The organism is Lacipirellula sp., assembly GCF_965279485.1.
GTDB lineage: Bacteria > Planctomycetota > Planctomycetia > Pirellulales > Lacipirellulaceae > Lacipirellula.
The window spans coordinates 341,657-367,256 of sequence record NZ_CBDIIC010000002.1 but is presented as its reverse complement, the minus strand read 5'-3'; the positions used below and the strand labels follow the sequence as shown (position 1 = coordinate 367,256).

The 25,600-nt window shown below is 62.8% G+C and carries 24 protein-coding genes; 21 read left to right on the top strand and 3 right to left on the bottom strand.

The window, feature by feature from the left end; translation table 11 throughout:
• Positions 1 to 102 precede the first annotated feature (102 nt).
• Positions 103 to 870, top strand: a complete 768-nt coding sequence (locus ACQY7R_RS08990) for an alpha/beta hydrolase (protein WP_428305270.1) — start codon at positions 103 to 105, stop codon at positions 868 to 870.
• 150 nt (positions 871 to 1,020) lie between these two features.
• Here the strand turns inward: ACQY7R_RS08990 and ACQY7R_RS08985 are convergent, their stop codons facing one another.
• Entirely contained in the window at positions 1,021 to 2,001 is a 981-nt protein-coding gene (locus ACQY7R_RS08985; RefSeq protein ID WP_428305269.1) for an endonuclease/exonuclease/phosphatase family protein, read from the bottom strand.
• Positions 2,002 to 2,206: 205 nt separating this feature from the next.
• Between ACQY7R_RS08985 and ACQY7R_RS08980 the strand changes: the two genes are divergently transcribed.
• The 20 genes from ACQY7R_RS08980 to ACQY7R_RS08885 all read left to right on the top strand — a co-directional run bounded on the left by ACQY7R_RS08980 (position 2,207) and on the right by ACQY7R_RS08885 (position 23,253).
• Positions 2,207 to 4,633 carry a tetratricopeptide repeat protein gene (locus tag ACQY7R_RS08980; protein ID WP_428305268.1) on the top strand — a complete coding sequence of 809 codons (2,427 nt, stop codon included), beginning with the start codon at positions 2,207 to 2,209 and terminating at the stop codon, positions 4,631 to 4,633.
• 35 nt (positions 4,634 to 4,668) lie between these two features.
• On the top strand, positions 4,669 to 5,088 hold the full coding sequence (locus ACQY7R_RS08975) for a hypothetical protein (RefSeq protein ID WP_428305267.1): 420 nt from the start codon (positions 4,669 to 4,671) through the stop codon (positions 5,086 to 5,088).
• A gap of 69 nt (positions 5,089 to 5,157) precedes the next feature.
• Positions 5,158 to 6,063, top strand: coding sequence for a sensor histidine kinase (locus ACQY7R_RS08970; protein ID WP_428305266.1), 906 nt, complete (start codon positions 5,158 to 5,160; stop codon positions 6,061 to 6,063).
• 1 nt (position 6,064) lies between these two features.
• On the top strand, positions 6,065 to 7,657 hold the full coding sequence (locus ACQY7R_RS08965) for a sigma-54-dependent transcriptional regulator (protein ID WP_428305265.1): 1,593 nt from the start codon (positions 6,065 to 6,067) through the stop codon (positions 7,655 to 7,657).
• 181 nt (positions 7,658 to 7,838) lie between these two features.
• On the top strand, positions 7,839 to 8,294 hold the full coding sequence (locus tag ACQY7R_RS08960) for a flagellar basal body rod protein FlgB (protein WP_152099673.1): 456 nt from the start codon (positions 7,839 to 7,841) through the stop codon (positions 8,292 to 8,294).
• Between the two features lie 128 nt (positions 8,295 to 8,422).
• Entirely contained in the window at positions 8,423 to 8,833 is a 411-nt protein-coding gene (gene flgC / locus ACQY7R_RS08955) for a flagellar basal body rod protein FlgC (protein WP_428305264.1), read from the top strand.
• A 50-nt stretch (positions 8,834 to 8,883) separates the two neighbouring features.
• Entirely contained in the window at positions 8,884 to 9,186 is a 303-nt protein-coding gene (gene fliE / locus ACQY7R_RS08950; RefSeq protein WP_152099671.1) for a flagellar hook-basal body complex protein FliE, read from the top strand.
• A gap of 126 nt (positions 9,187 to 9,312) precedes the next feature.
• Positions 9,313 to 10,965, top strand: a complete 1,653-nt coding sequence (locus ACQY7R_RS08945) for a hypothetical protein (protein WP_428305263.1) — start codon at positions 9,313 to 9,315, stop codon at positions 10,963 to 10,965.
• 58 nt (positions 10,966 to 11,023) lie between these two features.
• Entirely contained in the window at positions 11,024 to 12,169 is a 1,146-nt protein-coding gene (locus tag ACQY7R_RS08940; RefSeq protein ID WP_428305262.1) for a FliG C-terminal domain-containing protein, read from the top strand.
• Positions 12,170 to 12,186: 17 nt separating this feature from the next.
• Positions 12,187 to 12,852: a FliH/SctL family protein gene (locus tag ACQY7R_RS08935; RefSeq protein WP_428305261.1), complete on the top strand. Its 666-nt coding sequence runs from the start codon at positions 12,187 to 12,189 to the stop codon at positions 12,850 to 12,852.
• A 31-nt stretch (positions 12,853 to 12,883) separates the two neighbouring features.
• Positions 12,884 to 14,281: a FliI/YscN family ATPase gene (locus ACQY7R_RS08930; RefSeq protein ID WP_428305260.1), complete on the top strand. Its 1,398-nt coding sequence runs from the start codon at positions 12,884 to 12,886 to the stop codon at positions 14,279 to 14,281.
• An 89-nt stretch (positions 14,282 to 14,370) separates the two neighbouring features.
• Positions 14,371 to 14,817, top strand: coding sequence for a flagellar export protein FliJ (fliJ, locus tag ACQY7R_RS08925; protein ID WP_428305259.1), 447 nt, complete (start codon positions 14,371 to 14,373; stop codon positions 14,815 to 14,817).
• Positions 14,817 to 15,515: a hypothetical protein gene (locus ACQY7R_RS08920; protein WP_428305258.1), complete on the top strand. Its 699-nt coding sequence runs from the start codon at positions 14,817 to 14,819 to the stop codon at positions 15,513 to 15,515. The genes fliJ and ACQY7R_RS08920 overlap by 1 nt, the downstream gene beginning before the upstream one ends.
• Before the next feature lie 27 nt (positions 15,516 to 15,542).
• Positions 15,543 to 17,039, top strand: a complete 1,497-nt coding sequence (locus ACQY7R_RS08915; protein WP_428305257.1) for a flagellar hook-length control protein FliK — start codon at positions 15,543 to 15,545, stop codon at positions 17,037 to 17,039.
• Between the two features lie 39 nt (positions 17,040 to 17,078).
• Positions 17,079 to 17,846: a flagellar hook assembly protein FlgD gene (locus ACQY7R_RS08910; protein WP_428305256.1), complete on the top strand. Its 768-nt coding sequence runs from the start codon at positions 17,079 to 17,081 to the stop codon at positions 17,844 to 17,846.
• A gap of 122 nt (positions 17,847 to 17,968) precedes the next feature.
• Positions 17,969 to 20,371 (top strand): flagellar hook-basal body complex protein, encoded by a 2,403-nt coding sequence (locus tag ACQY7R_RS08905; RefSeq protein WP_428305255.1) that lies wholly within the window; start codon positions 17,969 to 17,971, stop codon positions 20,369 to 20,371.
• Positions 20,372 to 20,601: 230 nt separating this feature from the next.
• Positions 20,602 to 21,198 carry a hypothetical protein gene (locus ACQY7R_RS08900; RefSeq protein WP_428305254.1) on the top strand — a complete coding sequence of 199 codons (597 nt, stop codon included), beginning with the start codon at positions 20,602 to 20,604 and terminating at the stop codon, positions 21,196 to 21,198.
• Between the two features lie 111 nt (positions 21,199 to 21,309).
• Complete coding sequence (gene fliN / locus ACQY7R_RS08895) at positions 21,310 to 21,879, top strand: flagellar motor switch protein FliN (protein ID WP_428305253.1); 570 nt, start codon at positions 21,310 to 21,312, stop codon at positions 21,877 to 21,879.
• Entirely contained in the window at positions 21,879 to 22,829 is a 951-nt protein-coding gene (locus tag ACQY7R_RS08890; protein WP_428305252.1) for a tetratricopeptide repeat protein, read from the top strand. Before fliN ends, ACQY7R_RS08890 begins: the two co-directional genes overlap by 1 nt.
• A gap of 187 nt (positions 22,830 to 23,016) precedes the next feature.
• The gene (locus tag ACQY7R_RS08885) at positions 23,017 to 23,253 is read left to right on the top strand and encodes a hypothetical protein (RefSeq protein ID WP_428305251.1); all 237 of its coding nucleotides are present in this window, start codon (positions 23,017 to 23,019) and stop codon (positions 23,251 to 23,253) included.
• Between the two features lie 118 nt (positions 23,254 to 23,371).
• Here the strand turns inward: ACQY7R_RS08885 and ACQY7R_RS08880 are convergent, their stop codons facing one another.
• The gene (locus ACQY7R_RS08880) at positions 23,372 to 24,337 is read right to left on the bottom strand and encodes a CNNM domain-containing protein (protein ID WP_428305250.1); all 966 of its coding nucleotides are present in this window, start codon (positions 24,335 to 24,337) and stop codon (positions 23,372 to 23,374) included.
• Complete coding sequence (locus ACQY7R_RS08875) at positions 24,334 to 25,593, bottom strand: CNNM domain-containing protein (protein ID WP_428305249.1); 1,260 nt, start codon at positions 25,591 to 25,593, stop codon at positions 24,334 to 24,336. Before ACQY7R_RS08875 ends, ACQY7R_RS08880 begins: the two co-directional genes overlap by 4 nt.
• Positions 25,594 to 25,600: the final 7 nt, after the last annotated feature.

Genomic DNA, 25,600 nt, shown 5'->3' with positions numbered 1-25,600 from the left:
CACGCGCCGCCCGGTCGTTTACAAACCCTGGTCGTGTGGCCGCGACGTTCACCAGAACGCCGCCGCGATACGGTCCCAGCCAGACCCCGACGACAGAGATTTATGAATCGCCTGCAAACTTCCAAGGCGTCGAGTTTTCAGCTTTCCTCTCCGTTCGAGACCCACCTCAATTTCAATCAGCCCAGCACGTCGACCAAGGTCGCCCCGCGGCGACGCGATCGTGCAGCAGCTCCCCACTACGCCTTGTTCGCCCCGCTCCACTACGAGCGCGGCTACGCTTACCCGCTGCTCATTTGGTTGCACGACGACGGCGGCAGCGAGCGCGAACTGCGTCAGTTGATGCCGCATGTGAGCGTGCGGAATTACGTCGCCGCTGCGGCTCGCGGCGTTGGCGCCGACACCGGTCGCCACGGCTACACCTGGGAGCATTGTGCGGATTCGACCTGCGAAGCCGCCGAACGCGTCTCTGAATGCATCGAAGCCGCGAAGCGTCGTTTCAATGTTCACTCGAATCGCGTCTTCATCGCCGGCCAGGGCAGCGGCGGCACGATGGCGCTGCGGTTGGCTCTCCGTTATCCGGAGCAATTCGCCGGCGTGATTTCGATCGGCGGCGCCATGCCCCGCAGCAACGCCCCGCTCAATCGCGTCAAGGAAGCCCGCGGCCTGCCAATCTTGCTTGCTAGCTGCCGCGACAGCGACGTTTATCCGCAAGCGGAAGTCGTGAGCGACTTGCGTCTGCTGCACTCGGCCGGTTTCTCGCTCGCGCTGCGGCAATACCCCGGCGACGACGAGCTGACCACCGCGATGCTGGCGGACATGGACCGCTGGATCATGGAGCGCATCTCCACCGCCGGCGCGAAAGTGTCGTAACCGCAGCCGTAGCCGCGGGGCAACGCCCCCGCCGGAGCGGTGTGCGTTTGAGCTACCAGCTCGCTTGCGGCGTTAGCAGTGGCGGCGTTTTCGGTGAATCGCTCCAGCGGTTCGCGTACTCGCGACAAAAAACTCGTTGAGCCGCGGCTACTAGCGCAGCACGAAGTTGCATTCCAGGGCCGCGTGATCGGAGAGCGAGCCCTGCTCCACCTTCGCATCCAGGAACGGTTCGACGCGAATCGCTGTCGGTTCCAGCGTGAGCCCGGTCGGTTGCGGCGGCGAGATGAACGCGTAGTCAATGCGGCGGCAATGCTCCTTCGCGAGCGCATCGTTCGTGCCGCCGGCGGTGTCGTGAAACGCCGGCCAAAGATCGACGAAGTACTGTTCGCCGAAGGCGAGCTTGCTCGTCAGCTGGCGGTACTCTGAATCGTCCGCTGCGGGCACGCCTGGAGCATCAGCGGCGACGTTCAGATCGCCGATCAAGATGGCTGGTCGCTCGGGATGCGCGTGTTTAGCGATGAAATCGGCGAGTTCTTTGATTTGCTCGCCGCGCGCCTTCGGCGAAATGCTTTCCAGATGCGTCAGAAAGCAATCAAGCTGAGCCGCCGGCTGCTCGCGCACCTGCAATTGGGCATGGATCGCCCCCTTCGCCGCAAATCCGTCAGCCTTCCAGCCGTTTGTCACGACGCGCGACGCATGGTGATAGGTAATGAAGTGCGGCTCGCCGACAATCGGATAGCGTGATAGCAGCATCAGCCCGCTGCCGATGAGGTGTCGGCCCCACGGCTTTGGCTGCTCGATCACATGAAAGGTGTTGCGCGAGTCGCGCTGAACGACCTCGACAATCTCCTTGCGGCGGCGCGATTCAAAAACTTCGCACAGTCCGATGAGGTCGTATCGATAAAGCTTCGCGGCGATCGCGGCGGTGCGATAGTCGTCCTGCCCGCGGTGGCCAGCCACCTTCTGGGCAATCGTCGGCAGCAGGTGCGTGTTGTAGAAGAGGAGCCGAATCGATGCGGCGGCGTTGGCAGGCGGCAGCAGTTCTTGGGCGAACGCCCGTGCGCATGGCAGGGCGCCCGCAGCCGCTAGCGACGCCAGCAGCGCTTCGCGGCGGTTGATGGTGATGCGCATCGACGACCTCCTCTCCACCGGCCCCTCAAATGTCGATCGGCCAGTCTCGCCGCACGCCGTGAGCGGAAATCGTTGCTAGCGGAACGTCGGTTGACAGCGATTCGACGATTTCTGTACAAGCCCTCGGCATTTTGTTCAAGTTTCGGCTAAGAACCGTCGCATGCTGCGCGCTGCGTCGGATTCTCGCCATTGTCGCGAGCCTGGCATGGAAGCCCCGCACGGACACGCCGCAACGCCGCCGCCGGCCGATGAGCACGCCTCGTCGGAAGGCCGGCTCACGCGCATGCTCCACTGGGCGACCGGTTCAAAGCTGCGGAAGGCGATCGCCGCGCTCACGATTTTCACGCTGCTCGGCGGCTCCGTCGCGGCGTTTAGCCTCTTCGAACAATGGGCCGAGGAAGTCGTCGAGCGCGACTATGTGCAACTCGCGCTCAAGTCGCTCGACGAGGGTAAGTACGCCGACGCAAAATCGATGATCGGCCAAATGCAACAGCAGCCAGCCAGTCCGCGGCAACTTGCATCCGCTCTCTACGTGCTCGGCGTCGTGAAAGCGAACGAAGCGGATCAAGAAGCGGCCGCAAGCCGCCGCCGAGCCATGCATGAGATCGCCGCACGATACCTAAAGAAAGCTCTCAAACTCGATCTCGACGAAACTCGGCATGGGCAAGCGAATTTCTTGCTCGGCCGTAGCCTCGTGCGCAGTGGCCAGACGAAAGACGCTATTCGCGTGCTCGAAGAGTCGCTCCTCGACTCGAAGCAGCCGACGGCCGAGATCCACGCGCTGTTGGTCACCGCGCACCTCGATGGGAAAGAGCCCGATTTCAAGTCTGCACTGCGTCACAACGAGGAAGTGCTCGCAGACCAGCAACTGACCGACGAAAAGCGACAGCGAGCGACGCTCATTAGCGCAGAGGCAATGCTCAGGCTGGGGCGACGTACCGCGGCGCGTGAGCTGTTGCAGCAGTTGAAGGCGACTGGCGTGGAAGAGGCGAATCGCGTGTTGATGCTCGCGCGCATCGACTTGGATGACGCCGAAGAGCTGCCAGTTGATTCGCGAGAGCGGACCGACTTGCTGCAGCGTGCGCAAATTCAGTTGCAACAGGTGGCGCAACTCGACACGAGCCACGACTTGCCGACGCGACAGGCGGCTCTGTGGATTGCCCGTTACTTTGAGTTGAGCAACGACCACGACGCGGCGGCGGCCGAGTACGCGAAAGTCGCCAAGGTTTACCCTGGTACGGCGGCCGGCCTGACTGCGGCGCTCGCTGCGGCCGACTATCATCGCCGCAACGGCCGCTTGGAAAAGGCGCTCGTCGACTACAAGCTGGTGCTACACGCGATCGACGCCCAAGAGGGGTACGACGATTCGCTGCTGCCAGTTGAAGACCTTCGCGATCGGATGAAGGAAGCGTTCGATCAGTGCATCGAGCAGCGTCTCTATCCGGAGGCGCTAACGCTCGTCGACTTGTTTCACACTGTGTTCGGCGAAACGTTGACGACCGAGATGCGAGCCCGCACGCACGATCAATGGGGCCAGCGTCAGCTTGAGCAAGCGACGGTCGATCCGCTCGGGACGGAAACGCTTCGACTAGAAGGGCGCAAGCAACTCCGCGAGGCTGGCCGAGCGTACGAAGCGTTGGCCCGATTGCGGTTTGCCTCGCGGCAATTCGTCGACGACTTGTGGAACGCGGCTGAAAGTTACTTCAACGGCCAAAGCTATACGAATGCAGCACGGGTCTACGCGGAGTACCTGCATCACGAGTCGCGGCGTCGCAACCCGCTGGCGCTGCTGCGGCTTGGGCAGTCGGAACTAGCGGCGCGGAAGTTCGACTTGGCGGTCGAGGCGCTTAGCGAATGCGTCGAGATGTACCCGCTCGATCCGGTTGCCTACCAGGCTCGCCTGGAAGCGGCGCGGGCTTACGAGAAGCTCGAGAAGCCCGCCGAAGCCGAAAAAATGCTAGTGACCAACCTCGTGGAGGACGTCCTCACGCCCGCGAGCCCCGAGTGGCGCGATTCGCTCTTCGAATTGGGCACGCTGCTCTACCAGCAAAAGCGGTATGACGAATCGATCAAGCGACTCGACGAAGCGGTGAAGCGGTATCCCGAAGCGAAGGAGACGCTACTCGCTCGCTACACGATCGGCCGCGCGTACCATGCTGCGGCGGAAGAGCCGGCGAAGCGTCTTGCAGAATCGAAAACCGAAAACGAGCGTCTGAACGCCCGGACGCAGATGACCGAGCTGCTAATCAAAGCGCACGAGAACTACCTCAACGTGCAGCGAACGCTGACCCTTGGCGGCGGCGATGCCAGCGACCCGATGCAGCAGACGCTGCTGCGGAACTGCTACATGCTGCAAGGTTCCGTGTTGTTCGAACTGCGGCGGTTCGAAGAGGCGCTGAAGGCGTACGGTAACGTGATTACCTCATACCAAAGCGATCCGATCGCGATGGAAAGCTTCCTCCAAGCGGCGGCTTGCTGGCGGCGGCTTGATCAACCGGTGAAAGCGCGGGTGACGCTCGATCAGGCGAAGCTCGTGTTGAAAGAAATGCCGCCGACGACCGACTTCCGCACGGCAACCAATTTTACGCGAACTCAGTGGGAATATTTGTTGAACCAGATGAGTCTTTGGTAGCGACAGGTAAGCCGACCAACATTCAACGTATCGTTATGCAAACCACTTCCACCAAACTGCTGGCCGACTTGGTCTCCAAGCGGCACAAATGCTTAACGCAACTGCGCGAGCTGGGGACGCGGCAGATGCAAATGATCGCCGCTGGCGAGATGGCCGACCTGCTGCGACTGGTGGCGGCCAAACAGCAGCTGATCGTCGCCCTGCAAGCGATCGAGCAGCAGTTGCAGCCGTTCCACGCGGAAGCGCCGGAAAGTCGCCAGTGGGAATCAAACGAGGCCCGCGCCCGTTGTGCCGCCGACGCCGAGGCGTGCCGCATACTGATTCAAGAAGTGATGGCGATGGAACAAGCCGGCGAGCAGCAAATGGTCGAACGCCGCGACCTCGTGGCGGCGCAGTTACGAACCGCCGCTACCGGAACGCGCGTCCGCGACGCCTACCAAGCCCAGTCACGCTAAGCAAACGATGCCCAGGTAGCCGCCGGTCAACGACCGGCCGGAGCCGCTCAAAAAAACCGAAGCCCAACGATGACAAACCTAAAACTCCACATCGAAGACGACGACCCGGACGACGCCGCTCACAACGATTTGCCGCGCAATGATGCCGCGGAAATCGCCGACGAGCCAAGTCTCGCCGTGATCCTCGAAGCGTGGAACGACGCCACGTTGCGGTTGCAGCAAACCCACGAAACGCTACAAGGCGAAGTGGCGCGGCTCACCGACGAGTTGGCGAAGAAAGATCAAGAGCTCGCCCGCCAGACGCGGCTGGCCGACTTGGGCCGGATGGCGTCGCACGTTGCTCACGAGGTGCGCAACAGCTTGGTGCCGGTCAATTTGTATATGAGTCTGCTGAGAAGAAGGTTGTCGGACGATTCTGGCAGCCTCGACGTGTTGGCCAAAGTGGAGGCAGGGTTTACGGCCCTGGATTCAACCGTGAACGATCTCCTCAGTTTTACCGCTCATCGCGAACCGCAGTGGCGGTCCTTCATCCTGCAAGATTTGGTTGAGGAAGTGCTCGACTCCCTGGCGCCGCAGCTCGATGCGCAGCGGATTGAAACCTCGGTCGACGTGCCGCCGAACACCTTGGTCACGGCCGATCGCGAGATGATGCGGCGGGCGATCCTCAATCTGGTGCTTAACTCCGTCGACGCGATGCCCCGCGGCGGCGAACTGGTCGTCACTTCGTACTTCCGTCGCGGCGGCTTGGAACTCGAAATTGCCGACAGCGGGCCAGGGCTCCCCGAAGACAATCAGGGGAAAATTTTCGACCCGTTCTTCACGACCAAGGCGACCGGAACCGGCCTGGGGCTTTCGATCGTTAACCGCATCGTTGAAGCCCACGGCGGCCGCGTCACGGCGATGAACTGCCCCGAAGGGGGCGCCGCGTTCACGATCGAACTACCGCCGCGTCGCGCGATGGGGATGGCCGCCTAGCATGCGAACGAAGCCAGATTCATCGGCGAAGGGCGAACCGGAGTCGCGCGGGCGGGTGTTGGTCGTTGACGACCACGCCGCTGTGCGGGAATCGGTGATCGACGTGCTGCGCCAAGCCGGCTACGAGGTGAGCGGACTGGCAAGCGCCGTCGAAGCGCTGCCGCTGCTGGAGCGAGCGGCGTTTGACGTCGTCGTCACCGACCTGCAAATGCCGGCGATGGATGGGCTCGAATTTATTCGGCAAATGTCGCTGCGGCGGCTGCCAACGCAAGTGATCATGATCACCGCCCACGCGACGATCGCGTCGGCGGTCGAAGCGATGCGGTTCGGTGCGTTCGACTATCTGGAAAAGCCATTCGACGTCACCCGCTTGGAAGAGTTGGTCGCGCGGGCCATGGATCGCCGTCGACTCTGCGGCGACGATATTTCGGCAGAGCCGGCAAATGATATGACGCTCGCGGTCCCGACGAGAGTCGCGACGCCGCGTGCAGCGGGCGGCGACTCGCTCGAAGCGATGGGCATGATCGGCGACAGCCCCGCGATGCGGCTGCTGCGGGAGCGGATCCGCCAGGTCGGCCCGACCGACGAAACAGTCCTCATCTGCGGTGAGAGCGGCACCGGCAAGGAATTGGTAGCCCGCGCGGTCCACTCCGTCAGCCGTCGTGCTGCGGGGCCGCTCGTGAGCTTGAATTGCCCCAGCTTGTCTCCGCAACTCGCGGAGAGCGAACTCTTCGGCCACCGTCGCGGCGCGTTTACCGGGGCCGACGTCGACCGCGTCGGCCGGTTCGAACTCGCCAAAGGGGGCGCGATCCTCCTCGACGAAATCACCGAAATCGACATGCCGCTGCAGGCGAAGCTCCTCCGCGTCTTGCAGGAGCGGACGTTCGAACTCGTTGGCGCCAGCGAAACGCGGCAAGCCGATGTGCGGGTGATCGCCAGCACGAATCGCGACCTAATGGCGGAGATCGCCGGCGGCCGCTTCCGCGAAGACCTTTACTATCGCCTCGCGGTGGTGCCGCTTGAGCTGCCGCCACTGCGGAGTCGCGGCGACGACGTGCAACTGCTGGCCGATCATTTCCTTGATCGCGCTGCGAAGCGGCTCGGCCGCCCGCGGTTGGAACTGACGGAAGATTGCCGCAACTTGCTGGCCGCGTACCACTGGCCCGGCAACGTGCGGGAGCTGGAGAACATCATCACGCGGGCCTGCGTGTTAAGCGGCGGGGTGCCAATCGCGGCGTGCGATATTCGCCCCTGGCTGCAGCAGCCCGAAGGCATTCGGCATCATGCTGTGGCGAGCGGCGCCTCGGCGACTACATCCTCGTCGTTTCCTGAACCCGCGCCAGCAGCAGGAAATCTCGACGACATGGAGCGGGCGATGATCGTCGCCACTCTCCAGCGATTCGGCGGCAATCGGGGCCAAACGGCCGCCGCCCTCGGCATCGGCGTCCGCACGCTGAGCGGTAAACTCCGCTCGTACGGTTTCGCCCCGCGGACGCGCGAATTTGGCGAAACCGGGGGACTGGCGAGCCATCGGCAGTTTCCGCCGATCGGTTCGGCCAATATTGCCGTTGATCAATCTCTCAAGACTGCGTAATCAGTCTCTCGCGAAAGCGTGCGCACCGACGTTTCGGTCGAGCACGGCGTTTTCATGCGATCAGAGTCGACTGCGCGAGCAGCGATGAGGTTGCGGCAATCGCCCAGCTTGCCAACGGCACGTCGCTTGCCCTGGTCGGCAACAGCGCACGGATTCGCGCTAACGGAAAGGTTGATCCGCCATGATGTCTTCGATGTTCGACGCGTCGACGTTGCCCCTGCTCGAGCAGGTCGTCAACTTCACCGAAGCGCGGCACGGCGTCTTGGCGGGCAACATTGCCAACCTCGATACCCCCGGCTACCGGACGCGAGATCTGTCATCGGAGGCGTTTCAAGGTCGTTTGCAAGAAGCGATTGACGAGCGGAGACGGCCCGCGGCGCCAGCGCCGTATCCGTACACTCCGGCGTCGCCGCCGGTTATGTCTACCTCTTCGGCAAACTCCCCCACGCGACATGAGCGTGAAATGTCAGCAATCAGCGACGACTTCCACGGCATGCTGCGACACGACGACAACAACTCGAGCATGGAAGAGCAGATCAGCGAGATCACGAAAAACCAACAAGTCCACAACATGGCGCTCAGCTTGATGAACGCCCAATTCCGGTTGTTGAGATCGGCCATTACCGAACGAGCGTAGGCGGAGCAGTAATCGGTGACTGGTGATCGGTGATCGGGAAAAAATCACCGCATCAGTATTCCCGATCACGGATCACAGATCCCCGATCACCAAACGTTACTTAGCGACACTTTCCGAGGAGTCCTCCCATGTTTCCAATCTTCGACGTGAGCACGAGCGGGTTGGTGGCGCAGCGGACGCGGCTGAATGCCATCTCCTCGAACATTGCAAACATTTCGACGACGCGCAACGAAGCAGGGCAACCTGAGGCCTACACGCCTCGCTACGTCACCTTCCAGGCGGACGCAGACCTTCGCACGAACGGCGGCGGCATGGGGGTGAAGGTCGGCTCGGTCGAGTACTCGAACGAAGCGCCGCTGATGAAGTACGAACCAGGCCACCCCGATGCGAACGCCGACGGCTACGTTGCTTACCCGAACGTCGACATGACCACCGAGTTCGTCGACGCCCTCGAAGCGACCCGCGCCTACGAAGCCAACATCGGCGTGCTCGAAATCACCAAAGACCTGACCAACCGTTCGCTGCAAATTGTGGCCTAAAGCGATTTAAGAAAACCTGAAGCGAAGCCTGCCTTCAGCGAGTAAGTCCCATGACAAGCATCCAAAGCACCACGCAATCGTTCACGCCGCTGCTGTCGCCGTCGATGAATTCGCCGACCGCAGGCGAGGCCAACGGGTCGTTTAAGTCGGCGCTGCTGAAGTCGATCGACGACGTCAACTCGATGCAGATGGATGCTGATAAGGCGGTCGAGACGCTGATGACCGGCGGCGACGCCGATCCGGCCGCGGTGCTCACGGCGGTGCAAAAGGCCGACCTCGCGTTCCGCATGATGATGCAAATGCGGAACAAGATGATGCAGGTTTACCAAGAAGTGAAAGACATTCGGATTTAGCGCACATGACTACTGTCACTCTGAGGTACTCCGAGGAGTCCGGCACGCCATCCGGACTTCTCGGAATACCTCGAAGTGACTGAATACCGTCGCAGGACGCGCCGGCAAGTCGCTTGAGGACCAGGGATGGGATTTCTAAACCAAACTTTCGCCCAGATCCGCGAACTCTTCGCGTCGATGACCCCCGCGGCGCGGGTCACCTCGGCGTTGTTGCTGGGCGTGATCATCTGCAGCCTGGGGTACCTCTTTCAGGGCTACCAGAACGCGTCCGAGGAGCCGTTGTTCGGTGGCGCTCTGCTGCAGCCGCACGAAACGCAACGCATCGAAACCGCCCTCGGCCAGGCCGGTCTCGAAATGCTACCGCTCGTGCAAGGTCGCGTGATGGTTCCACGCGGCAAGAAGGCGGTGTACCTCGCGGCCATCGCCAATGCCGGCGCCCTGCCCGCCAACTTCCACATGCTGCTGGAAGATTCGCTCGAAACCGGCATCTTCGAAAGCGGCAAGATGCGTGATCAACGCTGGAAGGCGGCTCGTGAACGGCAGCTCTCGATGATGATCAGCGAGATGGAAGGTGTCGAAGACGCTAAGGTGCTCTACGACATCCGCGAACCGCGGGCCTTCGGCAAGGAAGAAATCACCGCCACGGTTAGCGTGATGCCTTCGCCCGGCGCGGTTTTAGATCCGCAAAGGATGCGGCTGATTCGCGAAGCGGTCGCCCGTTCGATTGCGGGACTCACCTCCGACAAGGTGATGGTCGTCGATCGCAGCAACGGCGGCCAGTTCGGCGGCAACGGCGGCGAAGTGATTGCCGACGCTTACGACGACCCTTATTTCCGCACGAAGACCCTCTACGAACAGCAGACTCGGGCGCGGATCGAGCAACTCCTCAGCAACATTCGCCCCAACGTCCAAGTGCAGGTGACCGCGGAGCTAGACGACACGCTCAGCGCCGAATCGCGCAGCATTCGCCCCGACGGCGAACTCGCCCCGATTCGCGAAAGCAAAGACACCGAAGAAAGCGTCAATCGCCAAACGGAAGATCGTGGCGCCGTCGGCCTGCGGGCCCAAGGTCCGGGCCGCACGAACGTCGACGCCGCCGTCGCCCGCAACGAAAACACGCAAACCAGCGAACGGACGCAAACCGACAACTTCGTGCCGCATGTTGAAGAAGTCCGCAAGCAAAGCGGGCTCTTACCGAAGCACGTCCGCGCGGCCATCGCCGTGCCGAGCGAATACCTGATCCGCGTCTGGCGGGAAACGACGCCCGATGCGAAGCCGGAAGATCGCCCCGACACCGCGATGCTGCAGAACATCGAAGATCAGGTGAAGACGAAGATCAAGGCGGCGGTCGGGCAGCTGTTCCCCAAAGAAATCGCCGAAGATCAACTCTCGAAGGTGGAAGTCACGATCTTCCAATCGCTCACCCCGGCGCCGACCCCTGAGCCGTCGGTCGCCAGCGAGAGCGTTGTCTGGGCCCAGCAAAACACCAGTTCGCTGATCATCGCCGGCATGGCGGTGATGAGCCTGTTGATGCTCCGTTCGATGATCAAGTCGATCCCCACGAACGACAAGGGCGTCGACTTCTCGCTTCCCGACATCCTTCCGAAGAAGAACGAAGCGGCGAAGGCGAGCGGCAAGGGAGGCGAGACGGAAGCGGGTCGTCCGAAGCTACGACTGAAGCGCGGCCCGTCGCTGAAGGAAGATCTTTCGGAGCTCGTGAAGGAAGATCCCGATGGCGCCGCGGCGATCCTGCGGACGTGGATTGGAAACGCTGGTTGATTTTGGTCTCGCTCGCGCAGCGGCTTCCAGCTGCTCAACGTAACGCCGCATGAACGCTATGAACTACGACCAAAACGAACGAATCCGCCGCGCCGCGATCCTGGTCGCCAGCATCGACGAGTCATTGGCCGAGCAGATGCTCGACAGCCTACCGTCGTCGGAAGCGACGAAGATTCTGGCCGAGTACGATCGCCTGGGCGAAATCGATCCTGAAGAGCAGCGGGACGTGTTAGCCGAGTTCCGTCGCGCCGGTCGGCGTGAAGCCGAAGCGAGCAGCGGCGTGGAATTCACTTACTCCGCGCCGCAAACGGCGATGAACGTCGAACCCGCGGCGCCTGCCGCGCAACTGCCGACGCCGGCTGAAGAAGCGGCCGCAGCGGCGGAGGCATCGCTAGTCGCCGAATTGCTCAACGCCGAGCATCCACAAACCATCGCCGTCGCCCTGTCGCGAATGGCACACGACCGCGCCGCCGCCGTCTTCGCACAATTGCTGCCGGCGCTGCAAGGCGAGGTCTTCGAACGCCTCGCCAATTTGCAGGTTACTGACGAGTCGGCTGTTACCGAGCTCGAATCAGAACTGCAGCAACGGATCGAACTGCAAAGGCAACGCCGCGACCGAGCAGCCGCCGGCGCCGAGATGGCCCGCCGCATCGTCGCGAAGACGGCGCCGGGGCAGCGTGATTCGCTGCTCGCGAGAATCTCGCCGAGCAATTCGACGCTAAATATCGCAGGTCACACGACGCCAGCCGCGAACGGTGCGACGCCCGTGCTGAGCGATCAACAGACGCGTGAACTCGAACTCGCGATTCAGCAAGCTCGTGAGCTGGTCGCCGCGCAAGACGAAATGCTCGACGACGAAGGCGGCTTCGAAGCTTGGACCGACGGCCCCGAGTACGGCGAAGAAGCTGAAGTCGCGTTCGACCCCGCGCTTCTCGAAGATCGCTCCCGCGACTTGGAGCGCCTGAACGACGCAGCCTTGCTGCGGGCCTTGCAAGCTGCCGACGAACGGACCGTACAACTGGCTCTCGCTTGCTCCAGCGAAAAGTTCCTCCGCCGCGTTGCGGCCAAGTTGCCGCGAGCCGCGGCCGCTCGGCTACGGATGGCCGTCCGCTCGATTGGCCCCACGCGATTGATCGAACTGCGGGCCGCTCAACACGAATTGCTTCACCTCGCCGCGCAAACGGCTCACAAGGTCGCAGCTTAAGCGAGTAACGGAATCGAATGGCCACGATCATCAAAACACATGGCGGTCAGAACGCGTCGGGCCCGACGCTGCGCAGTGCTGCGTACGATCTGACTGATATGACGGCGCAGGCCGACCAGTACCTCGCGCAAATCCGCACCGAGGCGGTGAAGATCGTCGAGCAAGCTCGCCAAGAAGCGGCCGCCGTTAAGCAACAAGCCGAAGCCGCCGGCAAGCAAGCGGCGGAAGCGGCGATCGAACGGATCCTCGACGAAAAGGTCGCCCAGCAAATGCGGTCGCTCACCCCTGCCCTGCAGGCCGCGGCGAAGCAGGTCGAAGACGCCAAGCAAGAGTGGCTGCGGCACTGGGAACGAACGGCGATCGAACTCGCCGCCGCGATGGCCGAGCGGATCATCCGCGGCGAATTGTCGCGCCGGCCAGAGATCACGCTGGAGTGGGTTCGCGAGTCGTTGCAACTCGCCGCCGGCACGGGCGACATGTCGATTCAGCTCTCGCCCGCCGACCAATCGACACTCAAGAAACAAGTCCAGCAGATTGCGGCTGTGTTCGCGCCGCTTGCCAACGTCACTGTCACGGCCAGTCCCGCGATCGCTCCCGGCGGTTGCCGACTCGTGACCGAGTTCGGCGTCATCGATCAGCAAATCGAAACGCAGCTCGCCCGCATCAAGGAAGAACTCGCGTAGTTCGCACCTCGCAACATTCACGCAGGATTTCATGTCGACGTACGCCCCCCAACTTGAACAAGCGATGACCGCCGGGATCACCGGCAGCGTCGTGCAGACGACCGGCCTCACGGTCGCCGTCGCCGGCATGCCCGCGCCGGTCGGAGCAGTGGTCGGCATTGCCCGCCAAGGGGGCGGCGAAGTCGAAGCCGAAGTGATCGGCTTCCGCGATCATCGCACGCTGGTGATGCCGCTCGCCGATCTCGACGGCGTTCGCCGCGGCAGTCCAGTCCGGCTCATCCGCACGGCGCGGATGCTCAAAGTTGGTCCCGCGCTGCTCGGCCGCGTCGTCGACGCGCGTGGCCGCTGCATCGACAACCGCCCGCAGCCGATGGTTCGCGACCGCTTCCGCATCCAAAACGACGGCGTCACCGCCACCGAGCGCCCCCGCATCGACCTACCGCTTGGCACCGGCGTCCGCTGCATCGACAGCATGCTAATGTGCGGCCGCGGGCAACGCTTGGGCATCTTCGCCGGTTCAGGCGTCGGCAAAAGCGTCGTCATGGGAATGATGGCCCGCTATACCGAGGCCGACGTCACCGTGATCGCCCTCATCGGCGAGCGCGGCCGCGAAGTCAACGAATTCATTCACCGCGAACTCGGCCCAACCGGTCTCGCTCGCAGCGTCGTCGTCGTCGCGACGAGTAACGAGCCGGCCCTGTTGCGGGTGCAAGCCGCCTACACCGCGACGACCATCGCCGAATACTTCCGTGACGCCGGCAAGAACGTGCTGCTCGTCATGGATTCACTGACCCGCTTCGCCCTCGCGCAACGCGAGATCGGCCTCGCGGCCGGCGAACCGCCGACGACCCGCGGCTTTCCGCCATCGACGTTCGCGCTGCTGCCGCGACTCGTGGAACGCGCCGGCCGCACCGAGAAAGGGAGCATCACCGCTTTCTACTCGGTGCTCGTCGAGGGCGATGACGAAAACGAGCCGATTGCCGACTGCGTCCGCGGGCTGCTCGACGGCCACGTCTGGCTGTCGCGTCGCATCGCCGAGAAGGGTCACTATCCGGCGATCGACGTCCTCCGCAGCATCAGCCGGTTGGCCAACGAACTTTCGACGCCCGACGAGAAAAAGGCGCGGCAAATCATCCGCGAACTCTTGGCGGCCTACTCCGAGAACGAGGATCTGATCACGATCGGCGCCTACCGCAAGGGCGCCAACAAGACGCTCGACGCCGCGGTCGAGATGCGCGAGGAGATCCATCGCCTCCTGAAGCAGCAAGTGGAAGAGAAAGTCGAGATCGCCCAGGTGCGGCAAGACTTGATCGCGCTCGCCGCGAAGTGCCTCGCCCGCATGAACGCCCCGACGCCTGCGATGGGCATGCAACAGCAAATGCCGCCGATGCAACCGCCGCGACAGCAAGGGCCGGTCATTAAAAAGTGAGTGAGTGTTTAGGTGAGTAAGTGAGTAAGTAGAAAGAGCAACCACGCCGTTAGCCCCTTCCTAGTAGGGAGGGGAGCAGTGCGACAAGCATGGCCAGATTCAAGTTCCGACTCAAGACGCTTCGCCGCCTCCGCGAGATTCATCGCGACGAGCAGCGCGGGCGTCTCGCGACCGCTTTCGAGGCTGAACGAATCCTGCAGCAGCAGCGTGACGAACTCGCGGCCGAGGCGGCCCACCATTTGGAGAGCCAACGCAACGCGATGCGTGAAGGCGCGGTCGACGTCACCTGGCTCCTCACGACGCAGCGCTATCAGCTGGCGCTCGAAGCGCAGTCCAAAGTCCTGGCAGAGCAAGCGGCCAAGCTAGCGGAAGAAGTCGAACGACGCCGCGTCGCGCTCGTCGAAGCCGACCGCGAAGTCCGCGTGCTCGACAAGCTCGAAGAACGCCAACGAGCCAATCACCGCGCCGCGGCGAGCCTGGCCGAAACAAAACAACTCGACGAAGTGGCGTCGGTCCGTTGGGAGGCGAATGACTGATGGGAGCTCTCATTCGCATCCTGTTCCCGCTAATCGGCTACTTCTGCGTTGCCACCGTCATCTCGGGGGCGATCGCCTACGGCTATCTGCTGAAAAGCGGAAAACTAGACGACGAGAAGATCTTCCGGATCACTGCGATACTCCAAGACGTCGATCTCGAAGAGATCGAGAAGGAAAGCGAAGTCGCGCAAGAGCCCGGGACGCCGCCGGAAGAGCCGTCGTACGAACAGCAGCGCAAACAGTATCAAACGATCTCGCTGCAGTTCGACGTGAAAGAGAAGCAACTGTCGGACTCGCTCGTCGATTTTGACTATCAATTGAAGCGACTCAATGCGGCAACGGAGCAGTTCTCGCGACTACGTGCGGAAGTGGAAGAGTATCTCGTCCAGCAGGGCAATTTACTGCTCAGCGAAGAGATGCAAAAAGTGCGAAAACAACTGGAATCACTCATCCCGAAGAAGCAAGCGAAGCCGATCTTAATCAAGTACATCCAAGACGAGCGCGTCGACGACGTGATCATGCTGCTGGGAAGTATGAAGCCGCGAGACCAGGAAGCGATCTTGCGGACGTTCGACTCGGAAGAAGACCTGGAGATGCTGTACCGGATTCAGCGGAAGATGCTCGCTGGCGAACCGGCCAAGCCGTTCATTGATGCCCAGTTGCAGGCGCTTGAGCAGTTGAAGGCTCAACAAAACTAGCCAGACGCGGACGCGGGAGACGCACGGATGCCATTTTCGCCAATCGACGCCATCATGCCGAAAGCCGCGCCCAAGCGCGGTGCCGATGCGGCGCCTCGCACCGAAAACGGCAGCGCTTTCCAGCCGGCGCTCGAGCATGCGTACAAAGACAAGGCAGAAGCGCCTCAAAAGCCGGCAACCCCGGCGCCGGCGGAGCGGAAGCCTGCTGAGAAGTCGCCGACAACGGGCGAGAAACGAGATTCCAAACAACCGGCTGATCACGCCGCCGCTAGCAGCCAACCGACCAGCGACGCCACCGAGGCCGCCGAGGTCGCCGTCGAAGAAACGACCGACGGCGAGGATGCGGCCGATATTTCCGCCGAGGCCGCCGCTGCGATGCTCGCGCTGCAAGAGGCGCCCGCCGCTGAAACGGTAACCGCGCCGATTACCGTCGAAGGCGAAAAAGTCGAACAAGTCGTCGCGGTCGCAGCTCCCCCGGCGCCAGCGACGGAAGAGACTGGCGACTCCGCAGGTGGGGAAGGCGACGCCGAGGCTGGCGAGCAAGCCGCCTCAGCCGAGATCGATTTCGCGAACCTCGACAGCACGCAGACGGAACCGTCTCAACAGGAAGCTTCCACTGCCCCAGTCATCGCGACTGCGGAAGTAAGACCTGCTGGCGTGGAGAACGCTGAACAGCCGGTCGCCCCAGTCGACGAAGCTACAGCACCCGTCACGACCACGGAACAGGCAGGCGGCGAGAAGCTTGCTGCTGTGGAACAAGCCGAGTCGCCGCAGGAAGATCGTTCCGACGACGACGCTTCCGAAGAAGAGGCCGAGTCGACCGACCAGAGCGTCGCTGCGGAGGCGAAGGTCGAGGCGGTCGCCGAGGAGACGGCAGCGGCAGCGAACGCCGGCGCCAATGCCGCCAGTGACAGCGAGGCAGCCGCGAATGACGCGGCAAACGCCCCTGCCCCGACGCCCGACGTCGCGGCGGCTGGCGCCGACTCAGCGTCGCGGACCACCAAGGCGATCGATCGCTTGCTGGGCAGCCGATCGCTCAAGGCGGCCAACGAGTCGAACGATTCCAACAGCATGCCGACCGTCGACCGCGCTCGCTTCGTGCAGCGGGTCGAAGGGGCCATGAAAGCCGCGCACCAGCGCGACGGCAAGATTCAGGTGCGGCTCAGCCCGCCAGAACTCGGGTCGGTGAAAATCGAACTCGCCATGCAGAATGGCGTGCTGTCAGCGAAGCTTGAGGCCGAAACGCCGGCCGCTCGAAACATCTTGCTCGACAGCCTGCCTGCGCTCCGCGACCGCCTGGCGCAGCAAGACATCCGCATCGAGAAGTTCGACGTCGACGTCCGCCAAGAAGGCGGCAACGCCGGCAGCAACCAGACCGACGATCGGACCGCTGATCAGTCGGGCGAAAGGCAGCAAAATCGCCCCCGCTCCGTCGACGCCAATCGCACGTCGGCCGCGCCCGTCGCGGCCCGCGCGTCGTCGACGGCAAGCTCAAAGGCCGCCGGGCTGGACGTTCGCGTCTAAAGAATCCCTTATACCGCACATCTAACTACGAGTCGTCCCATGTCATCAATCCCCAGCACCGGCAGCGTCGGCAACAACGCGAAGAATGCGCAGGTCGGAAATGCTTACAACGACCTCGACATGTCGGACTTCATGAACATGATGATCGCGGAGTTGCAGAACCAAGATCCGATGAATCCGATGGATAACTCGGAGCTGATTTCTCAGATCAGCCAGATGCGTTCCGTCGCTGCGACCGACAAAATGACCACGACGCTCGACTCCGTGCTCTTGGGACAGAATATCTCTAGCGCAACGAGCTTGATCGGCGCCGAGATTGACGCGCTCTCCGACGACCTGCAGCGCGTCACCGGCGTTGTGGAGCGCGTCAGCGTCGCCGACGGGCAGCCCAAGCTGCATCTCGATCTCAATCCGAAAGCGAAGGTCACCGACGCAGAAGGCGGCGTCGAGGCCGGCGAATACGAGTATCGCGTCGTGTGGCAGGAAAATGGAAGCACCTTCGCCGTCGATCCGCTCGCCGCTGCCGCCGGCAAAAAGTTGAAGGTCGAGGAAGACCAAAGCTCGGTATTGCTGAGCAACCTCCCTGAGACCACGACGACGAAGCAAATTTTCCGCCGCGAGGTGGGAGCCAAAGACTTCAACTTGGTTGGTCAGCTGACCGACCCCAAGGTGTCGACGTTCGTCGATTCGTTGGCGACCGACGATTTGTCCAATCTCGTCCTCTCGGGGACGCCACAGATGATGGAACCGAAGCGCAGTTTCACCGTCAGCTTGAAGAACGTCGGCGAGATTCGTCCGCCAAGTTAGTAGCAACCCAACCATCGAATTTCCATCGCCGACGCGTCATCCCATCGCCTGCGAGCGACCGACGCCAACCGCGACTCAGTCTGCATATCGGGACGCACGTCCACATTAGGGGAGAGTGAATCATGGGTCTTCAATCAGCACTCGCGACCGCATTGACCGGCATGACGGCCGCCGAAACGACGATCGACGTCGCCGGCAACAACGTTGCCAACGCGAACACGGTCGGCTTCAAGGAATCGTCGGTCAATTTCGCGACGCAGTTCTTGCAGACGCAAAGCATCGGTTCCGCCCCGACGACCAGCCGCGGCGGTACAAATCCTCGCCAGATCGGCCTCGGCGCCAAGGTGGCGGAAATCACCCCCGATTTCACCTCGGGGACGATCGAGATCAGCTCGAACCCGCTCGACCTAGCCATTCAGGGCGATGGTTTCTTCATCGTGCAAGGTTCGCAGGGCGAGCAACTCTACACCCGCAACGGCCAGTTCAAAACGAACGGCAAAAACGAGATCGTCACGCTCACGGGCCACCGCGTCCTCGGCTACAGCGTCGACGCGAACTTCACGATTCAACCCACGGGCCTTTCGCCCATTCAAATTCCACTCGGCGCCGCGGCGGTCGCTCAAGCGACGGAAAACGTCACGCTCAAGGGCGCCCTCAATCCGAATAGCACCGTTGGCACGATTCCCGAGGTGATTCAGTCGGGCATCTTGAGCGACGGCTCGCGCGAACATCCGACCGGCGTTCCCGAAGCGCTCTCGCTCGCTCGGCCTAGCGACGCACTCGTGTTCGGGTCGACTCCAGGCGCCAACATCCCGGCCGGTACTTACCAATATCGCATTGCCTACGTCGATAGTTCCGGCAACGAAGGTCCGGCATCGAATCTCGCCGACATCGGGTTAATCGGCGCCGTCGGCTCGATCGACCTGAGCGCGATTGCTCAGCCTTCCAACCCCGACTTCACCCAGATTCGCATCTATCGCAACAATCCAGCGACGAACAACGAATACCGCTTGGTCACCCAGTTCGCCTCAAATCCCGGCGGCCCGGCGGCATCCTATAGCGACAATATGACGCCGGTCGCCAATGCGTCGGCGGCGCTGCTGCAGGACGACGTCCTTGGCAACAATAGTTACAGCTACTACGTGACCTTCGTCAACTCGTCGACCGGCGCCGAAAGCCGGCCGACCGCCCGCTTCGGTCCGATCACGGCCGACTCGATCACGCAGCCGCGCATTCGGCTGGACGATATCCCGCAACCATCGGGCAGCGGCGAGTACGACAAGATCAAGATCTACCGCAACGTCGCCAACAACCCGACCAAGTTCTACGAAGTGGCGGAAATCAACCAGAACCAGTCGTTCATCGATTCAGTTCCCGACGCCGACATCGTTGGCAACCCGGAGATCAACCTGGATGGTCCGACGATCAACTTCGGCATGAAGCTGGTCGACGTCGTCTCGCGGAACGGCGCCGATTACAACAATCTGTTCGGCATCGGCGAGTTGACCTTCTCCGGCGACAAAGGCGGCCGACAACTTGCGGAACGCACGCTCAACGTCACCGCCAACACGACCGTCCAAGACTTGCTCACTTTCATGGATGAGTCGATGGGCGTGCTGAAGACGGCGCCCGAGGCGACCTTCCCCGACTCCGTGGCCTACGGCGGCACAATCATCAATAGCCGCCTTCAGTTCACTTCGAACATGGGCATCGAGAACGCGCTGAGCATCGACTTGTCGGCGTTCAAGTTCAAGCCAGCCGGCGGCGTCGCAGAAGTCGTGCAAATGCCCTTCGCGACCATTCAAGAAGCCAACGGCGAAGGCGCTACGGCCGACTTCGTGGTCTACGACAGCTTGGGCACCCCGCTCAACGTTCGCGTGACAACGGTGCTCGAATCAATCGACGCCACGGGCGCTCGCTTCCGCTGGATCGCCACATCACCGCAGAACGCCGAAGAGACGGGCGTCAACATCGAAGTCGGCACTGGGGTGATCACCACCGACGGCAACGGTAAGTTCGTCTCGGCGACCGACGACCGCATTGCGATCGGTCGCGGCCAGTCGCCCGCGAACTCGCCGCTCGAGTTCAAGCTCGACTTCAACCAGGTGACCGGTCTCGCGGAGAACACAAACTCACTCGCCGCCGCGTCGCAGGATGGTTTCCCTTCCGGTACGCTTACCAGCTTCATCATTACTGAATCGGGCCGTATCCAAGGCGTGTTCAGCAACGGTAGCTCGCGCGACCTCGGCCAGTTGCGGATGGCCCGCTTCGCCAACAACGGCGGTCTGCAGCAAGTCGGCGACAATATGTTCGCGGCCGGCGTGAACTCGGGCTTGCCGATCGAAGGCAACCCAGGCGGCGGCGGCATGGGCGCCGTCAGCACCGGCGCCGTTGAGCTTTCCAACACCGACATCGGCCAGAACCTGATCGAGCTGATCCTCGCGTCGACGCAGTACCGCGGCGGCGCTCGCGTGATCACCGCGGTGCAGGAACTGCTCGACGAACTGCTCGCTCTGCGACGGTAGACGATTCGCGGCTTGGTAAAGCGCAATAAAGCCACGGGCTCCGCCCGAGGGTAGCGTTACGCGCGACGATGCGTACCGGAATAGAGGTAGCCCCCCGGGCGGAGCCCGAGGCTAAGTGCTGGCTGCGCCGGTTGTACGGCCGCTCCAGGCGGACTTTGTGAGCTACACTTGCGCGACTTCTCGGCGCCGACGTACGGCTTGCCGCAGACGATTCGCCAGGAAACGCTGCTATGTCCGCTTCGAACCACGCCGCCGCCGCTCCCGCCGAAGCCCCCGTCAAACGCGGGCCGGGGGTGATGACGCTGATCAAAGGGCTGGCGTTCGTTTCAGTCATCGTGCTGATCGAAGTCGCCGCCGCGACGGCCCTGCTGCCATCGGCTGAAGACACCCGCCAGGCCGGCGTGCAGCTCAACGCCGCCGCTCGCGGCGCTGCCGCAGAATCGGCCGAAGCCGCCGAAGAGAGCGTTCATTCGGACCCGAGCGACCATGCCGAAGCCTCTCACCAGCCAACGGTTGAGCAGAGCATGGGGCTCTACCACGTCATCGCCTTCAACCCCGCTACCGGCGCCAGCATGAGCGTCGACTTCGAGCTCTTCGGCGTCGTGCTAGCTGCCGATGAAGCTGAGTTCAGCGAACGCTTCGGGCTCCACTCCAAGCGTTTGAACGAGCAGGTGACGATCGCCATCCGCGGGATGGAGTCGGCCGACTTTACCGATCCTGGGTTGGGCTTGATCAAACGAGTCGTTTTGGAGAAAGTCAACCGCGCTTTAGGCAAGCCGCTGGTGCGCGAGGCGGTGTTCAGCGAGTTTGCCTTTATCGAGCGATAGGCCTGATGCCGCTGAAGCGCGGTCCGGCCGAGGTTCGATGGATATACATGGGCGGACCACGCCGGCGGAAGGATCCGCTCGCATCGCCGAACTTTTCCAAGGATGGATGCCATGGCCGACGAGTCTCATCAAGTTGAACAGGATGAGATTGAGCAACTGCTGAGGCAGGCTCAAGAGGGAATGGCCGCGGCGGGCCCGCCGCCGAGCGCCGCTGCTCCGCCGGCTCCAGCAGCCGCACCGCCGGCCGCTGCGAAACCGAAGCCCGCGGCCGCTTCGACCGACAACTCGATCTCGCAAGACGACATCGAACTGCTGCTCCGTAAGGCGGAGATGGCGCTCGCTTCGGTCGACGAGCCGGTCAACATGATGCCGGCCGGTATCCAAACGTTCAAATTCAACGAGTTCGCCGGCGCCCCGCCGACTGCCGAGGCGGCGACGCTCGAACTGATGCGCGACGTGCAGCTGGATCTCACGATCGAACTTGGCCGCACGCACATGCACCTCGAAGAGATCCTCAAACTTCGCCAAGGGACCGTCGTACCGCTCGACAAGCTGGCAGGCGACCCGGCTGACATCTACGTCAACGGGCGACTCATCGCCCGCGGCGAAGTGTTGGTGCTGAACGACAATTTTTGCGTCCGCGTGGCCGAACTTATCGTTGGCGAGAGCGCTTGCGCTTGATGAAACCAAACCCTCGACGGTTCGAGCAAATTTCGCAACAGACGACCCGTTGGGCTGCCATCGGGTGCGTCGGTTGGGGACTGTTCGCAACGACCGCGGGGTGTGCGTCATGGCGGGGACAGAAGAAGATCGTCCCCGATTCGGTCGCCACGTGCCGGCAGCTGTCGGTTGACGCGGTGGCTGCCGCGGAGCGGGGCGATAACGAACAGGCCCTTAGCTTGCTCGAACACGCCGTCGCCGCCAGTCCGCGCGACATCGACGCCCGCCGCCAGTATTCCGAAATGCTCTGGAAAAAGGGCGAACGTGAAGAGGCGGCCATCCAAATGCAGGCCGCCGTCGGCCTTGATTCGCAGCATGCCCCCACTGTCGTTCGCTGCGGCGAGATGCTGCTGGGGCTCGGGTTTGCCGATCGCGCCTTGGTGAAAGCCGAGGAAGCGGTCGCTCTCGACCCGACGCTCGCCGGCGCCTGGGAACTCCGCGGTCGCGTTTATCGCCATCGCGGCGAGTTCGATCAGGCCCTCGCCGACATGCACCAGGCGTTGCGCTACGCACCCAACAACGGCAACGTCCTGCAGATCACCGCCGAACTGCAGTATCAGACGGGACATCCGCAGCGTTGTCTGACGACGCTGCACCACTTGTTCGAAGCCGCTCCGCCCGGCGAAGAGCCGCGCGAAGCGTTGTGGCTGGCGGGGATGGCGTACGGCACGGTTGGCCGGCCGGACGAGGCTGTGACGAATCTCTATGCGGCCAGCCAAAAGGGCAATCCGCCGCCGGAGCTCCTCTACCAGCTGGCGCTCGCGCAGAGCAACGCTGGCCGCGCTGGCGAAGCGACGACGACCGTTCGGCAGGCGCTCGCCATCAACGGCGAGCACCAAGAAAGCAAGGCGCTGCTCGCACAGCTTGAAGGCGCAGGCGTACCGGGCGTCGACGTGCCGATTCGGCGCTAGCCCCGCACAACCGGTACGACCGGCGCCGACCACCGATCGGCGGTGCGGAATCTGCGGCCAGGGCTCGACGCCGGCCGCGGCGCGCACCGGGTGAGGTAAATTTACGCGGAAGTTCGCTGCGGCGGCTTCCTCCCGCCTGGGCGACGATTGCCGCCTGCCAACCCCCTTCCGTTACCGGAGTCCTGTCATGTCGAGCACGTTGGTCACCGAGCAGCCGGCATTTGTCGACCGTCGCAACCCGCTCTCCGACGCCGATGGCCCGGGACGCGAACGCCGCCAGTTTTCCAACAGCTACACTGAGCTCTCGCCCGACGCTGCGGAGCTCGCCCGCGCGATTGACACGTACAAGCTGAGCCATCGCCGGCGGTTCATCAACTTCGAAGAGATGCTGTCGATCTTCAAGTCGCTCGGCTACTCGCGCTGAGATGCGACCGCTTCGCGTGTTCTAGCCCCGGGCTCCGCCCGGGGGTGGGCCACCACATCGCGAGACGTTGCCAACCGGAATGGAAAACGACCCCCTGGCGGAGCCAGGGGCTAAAAGATCATTGCTCGCGCAGCATCGCCTGCCGCAACTCGCGGCCGGTCACGAACCCGACCGTCTTGCCGCCAGCGCCGGTGACATGCCCGAGCGCATCCTCGGCGACGCTCAACTTCCCGAGCGCCGAAAGAAACGTTTCGTTCTCGTTGAGCTCCACAAACGGCTCCGGATGAAGCTCACTCGCCGGTGCGTCGAGGAACAGGTCGATCGTCCGAATGAAGCCGACGAGTCGCCGCTTCTGGTGAAAGTCTTCCACCGGTAGCAGCGTGCGGTTGTAGCGCTGGGCCAAGCGCAGCATCTCGCTGCGGCTCATCGTCGTCGTCACTCGCACCATGCGGCTTGCTGGCGTGGCATAGTTCTTCACCGGCTGCGCCGCGACCGCGAGCATTGCTTGGGCCAATGTCCGCTGCACCGGCCGCAGCAGTCCAGCTTCGTGTCCTTCGACAAGCATCGCCGTCAGCTCGCGCCGCGCGAGCGACAGCCGCAGTTCTTCCGGCCGTTCGCTCGTGAATAGTTGCAGCACGAGGCTCAACAGCCAGAGCACGAACGTAATCGGCGCGAAGATTACCGCCGCGACCACCACCAGCGGCGTCGAGCGCCGCATCAAGCGATTCGGCGCGTTGAAAAAGACGTTCTTCGGCAGCAAGTCCCCGCAGATGAACATGAACGGCGTCACGATAATCGGCGGCAACAGTGTCGCCAGAATGCCGCCTTTCGGCCATAGCGACGTCGTCGCCATCACGACCGCCTGCGACGTGAGATCGTTCGCTAGGTTGTTGCCGACCAGCGCCGTCGCAACAAAGATCGACGGCTGATTCGCAAACCACAGCAAGATCCGCGACATCCGATCGCCGGCAACGCCCTCCATCACCAGCCGCAACCGGCTTAGGCGGAAGAAACCTGTTTCGGTCCCGCTGAAGAAAGCGTTCATCGCCAACGCGGCGAGGAACAGCGTGAGAGCTGCGATCATGGCAACGGCCCTCCGGCTGGCGGGATCTGCAGCTCAATCTTTACATCGCCGGCGTCGCCCGCTTCGAGCACGCGGAAATGGAATCCGCTCCACACGAGCTCGTCCCCCTCGACCGGCATCCGCTGCAGCTCCTCTTGCATGACGCCGGCCACGGTGACGCTGCGGCTCGCTTCGAGCGGCACGTCAAAGTGACGGCTCAGGCGACGCAGATTCGTCATACCGGTTACGTGCCAACGGTCGGGCGCCACTGGGACGATCGACGAGGTAGACAGCAGCCGCGCACTGCGGCTCGACTGCTCTTCGAAAATGGTTTCCAGCACGTCTTCGATCGTGACGATGCCGATCGTTTCGCCATACTCGTTGACGACGACGGCGACGTCACGCTGCTGTCGGCGAAGCTCGTCCAAAATCACGGCGACCGTCGCGCACCAGGGGACGTAGACGACCGGCTGAGCGAACTTTTCGAGGTGATGCCGCGGGATGGTGGAAAGCTGCTTTAGCGGAATCGCCGCCGTGACGTCGTCGCTTTCGTCCTCGGTGATGAGCAGGTAACCCGCCGGCGGCAGTTCGCCTTGCAATTGCTCCAAGTGAACCGGCGCCGTGAACGACTGATACTGATTTCGCGGCCGCATCAACTCTTCGGCCGGCAGTTCCGAGAGCAGGACGATGTTGCGCAGAGCCGACTGCTCAAGCGCCGCCAACTGGGCATCGCTTGTGGAGAGCTCGATCGCCCGCTCCAGGTCGCTAATTTCCAGGTAAGGTTCTCGCTCGAAGTTCGGCAAGAATACCCGCTGCAGCAAATTGTTCGCCGCGGCGAAGACCGGCATCATCGGATCAATGACGCGGACCATGATGGCGAGCGGCAAACTGCAGAGGCTTGCGAAGACGCGCGGCTGTTGCACGCCGATCGTCTTGGGGAGCATCTCGCCGAAAATGATCATCGCGAGCAGCGAGCTGACGATCAGGATGGTCAGCTCAGTGGTGCGGCCACTCGTACGGAGTCGATGTTCAACGTCGGCGCCAACCACGAAGAACCCGAAGCTGAACAGCAGGTTCCAAAACAAGATCGCCGTCAGCAGCCGATCGGGTCGGCCGAGCAGTTCCACCGCAGTGCGTTGCGCCGCATTCCCTTTTTGCAGCGTCCGGCGATCGTCGGGCTGCAGCGAAAAGATGGCCGCCTCGGCGCACGAGCAGAAGGCCGAGAGGGCCGTCAGCACGAGCATCGCGATAAAGTGGAAGCCGAATTCTTGGATCATCGCGCGC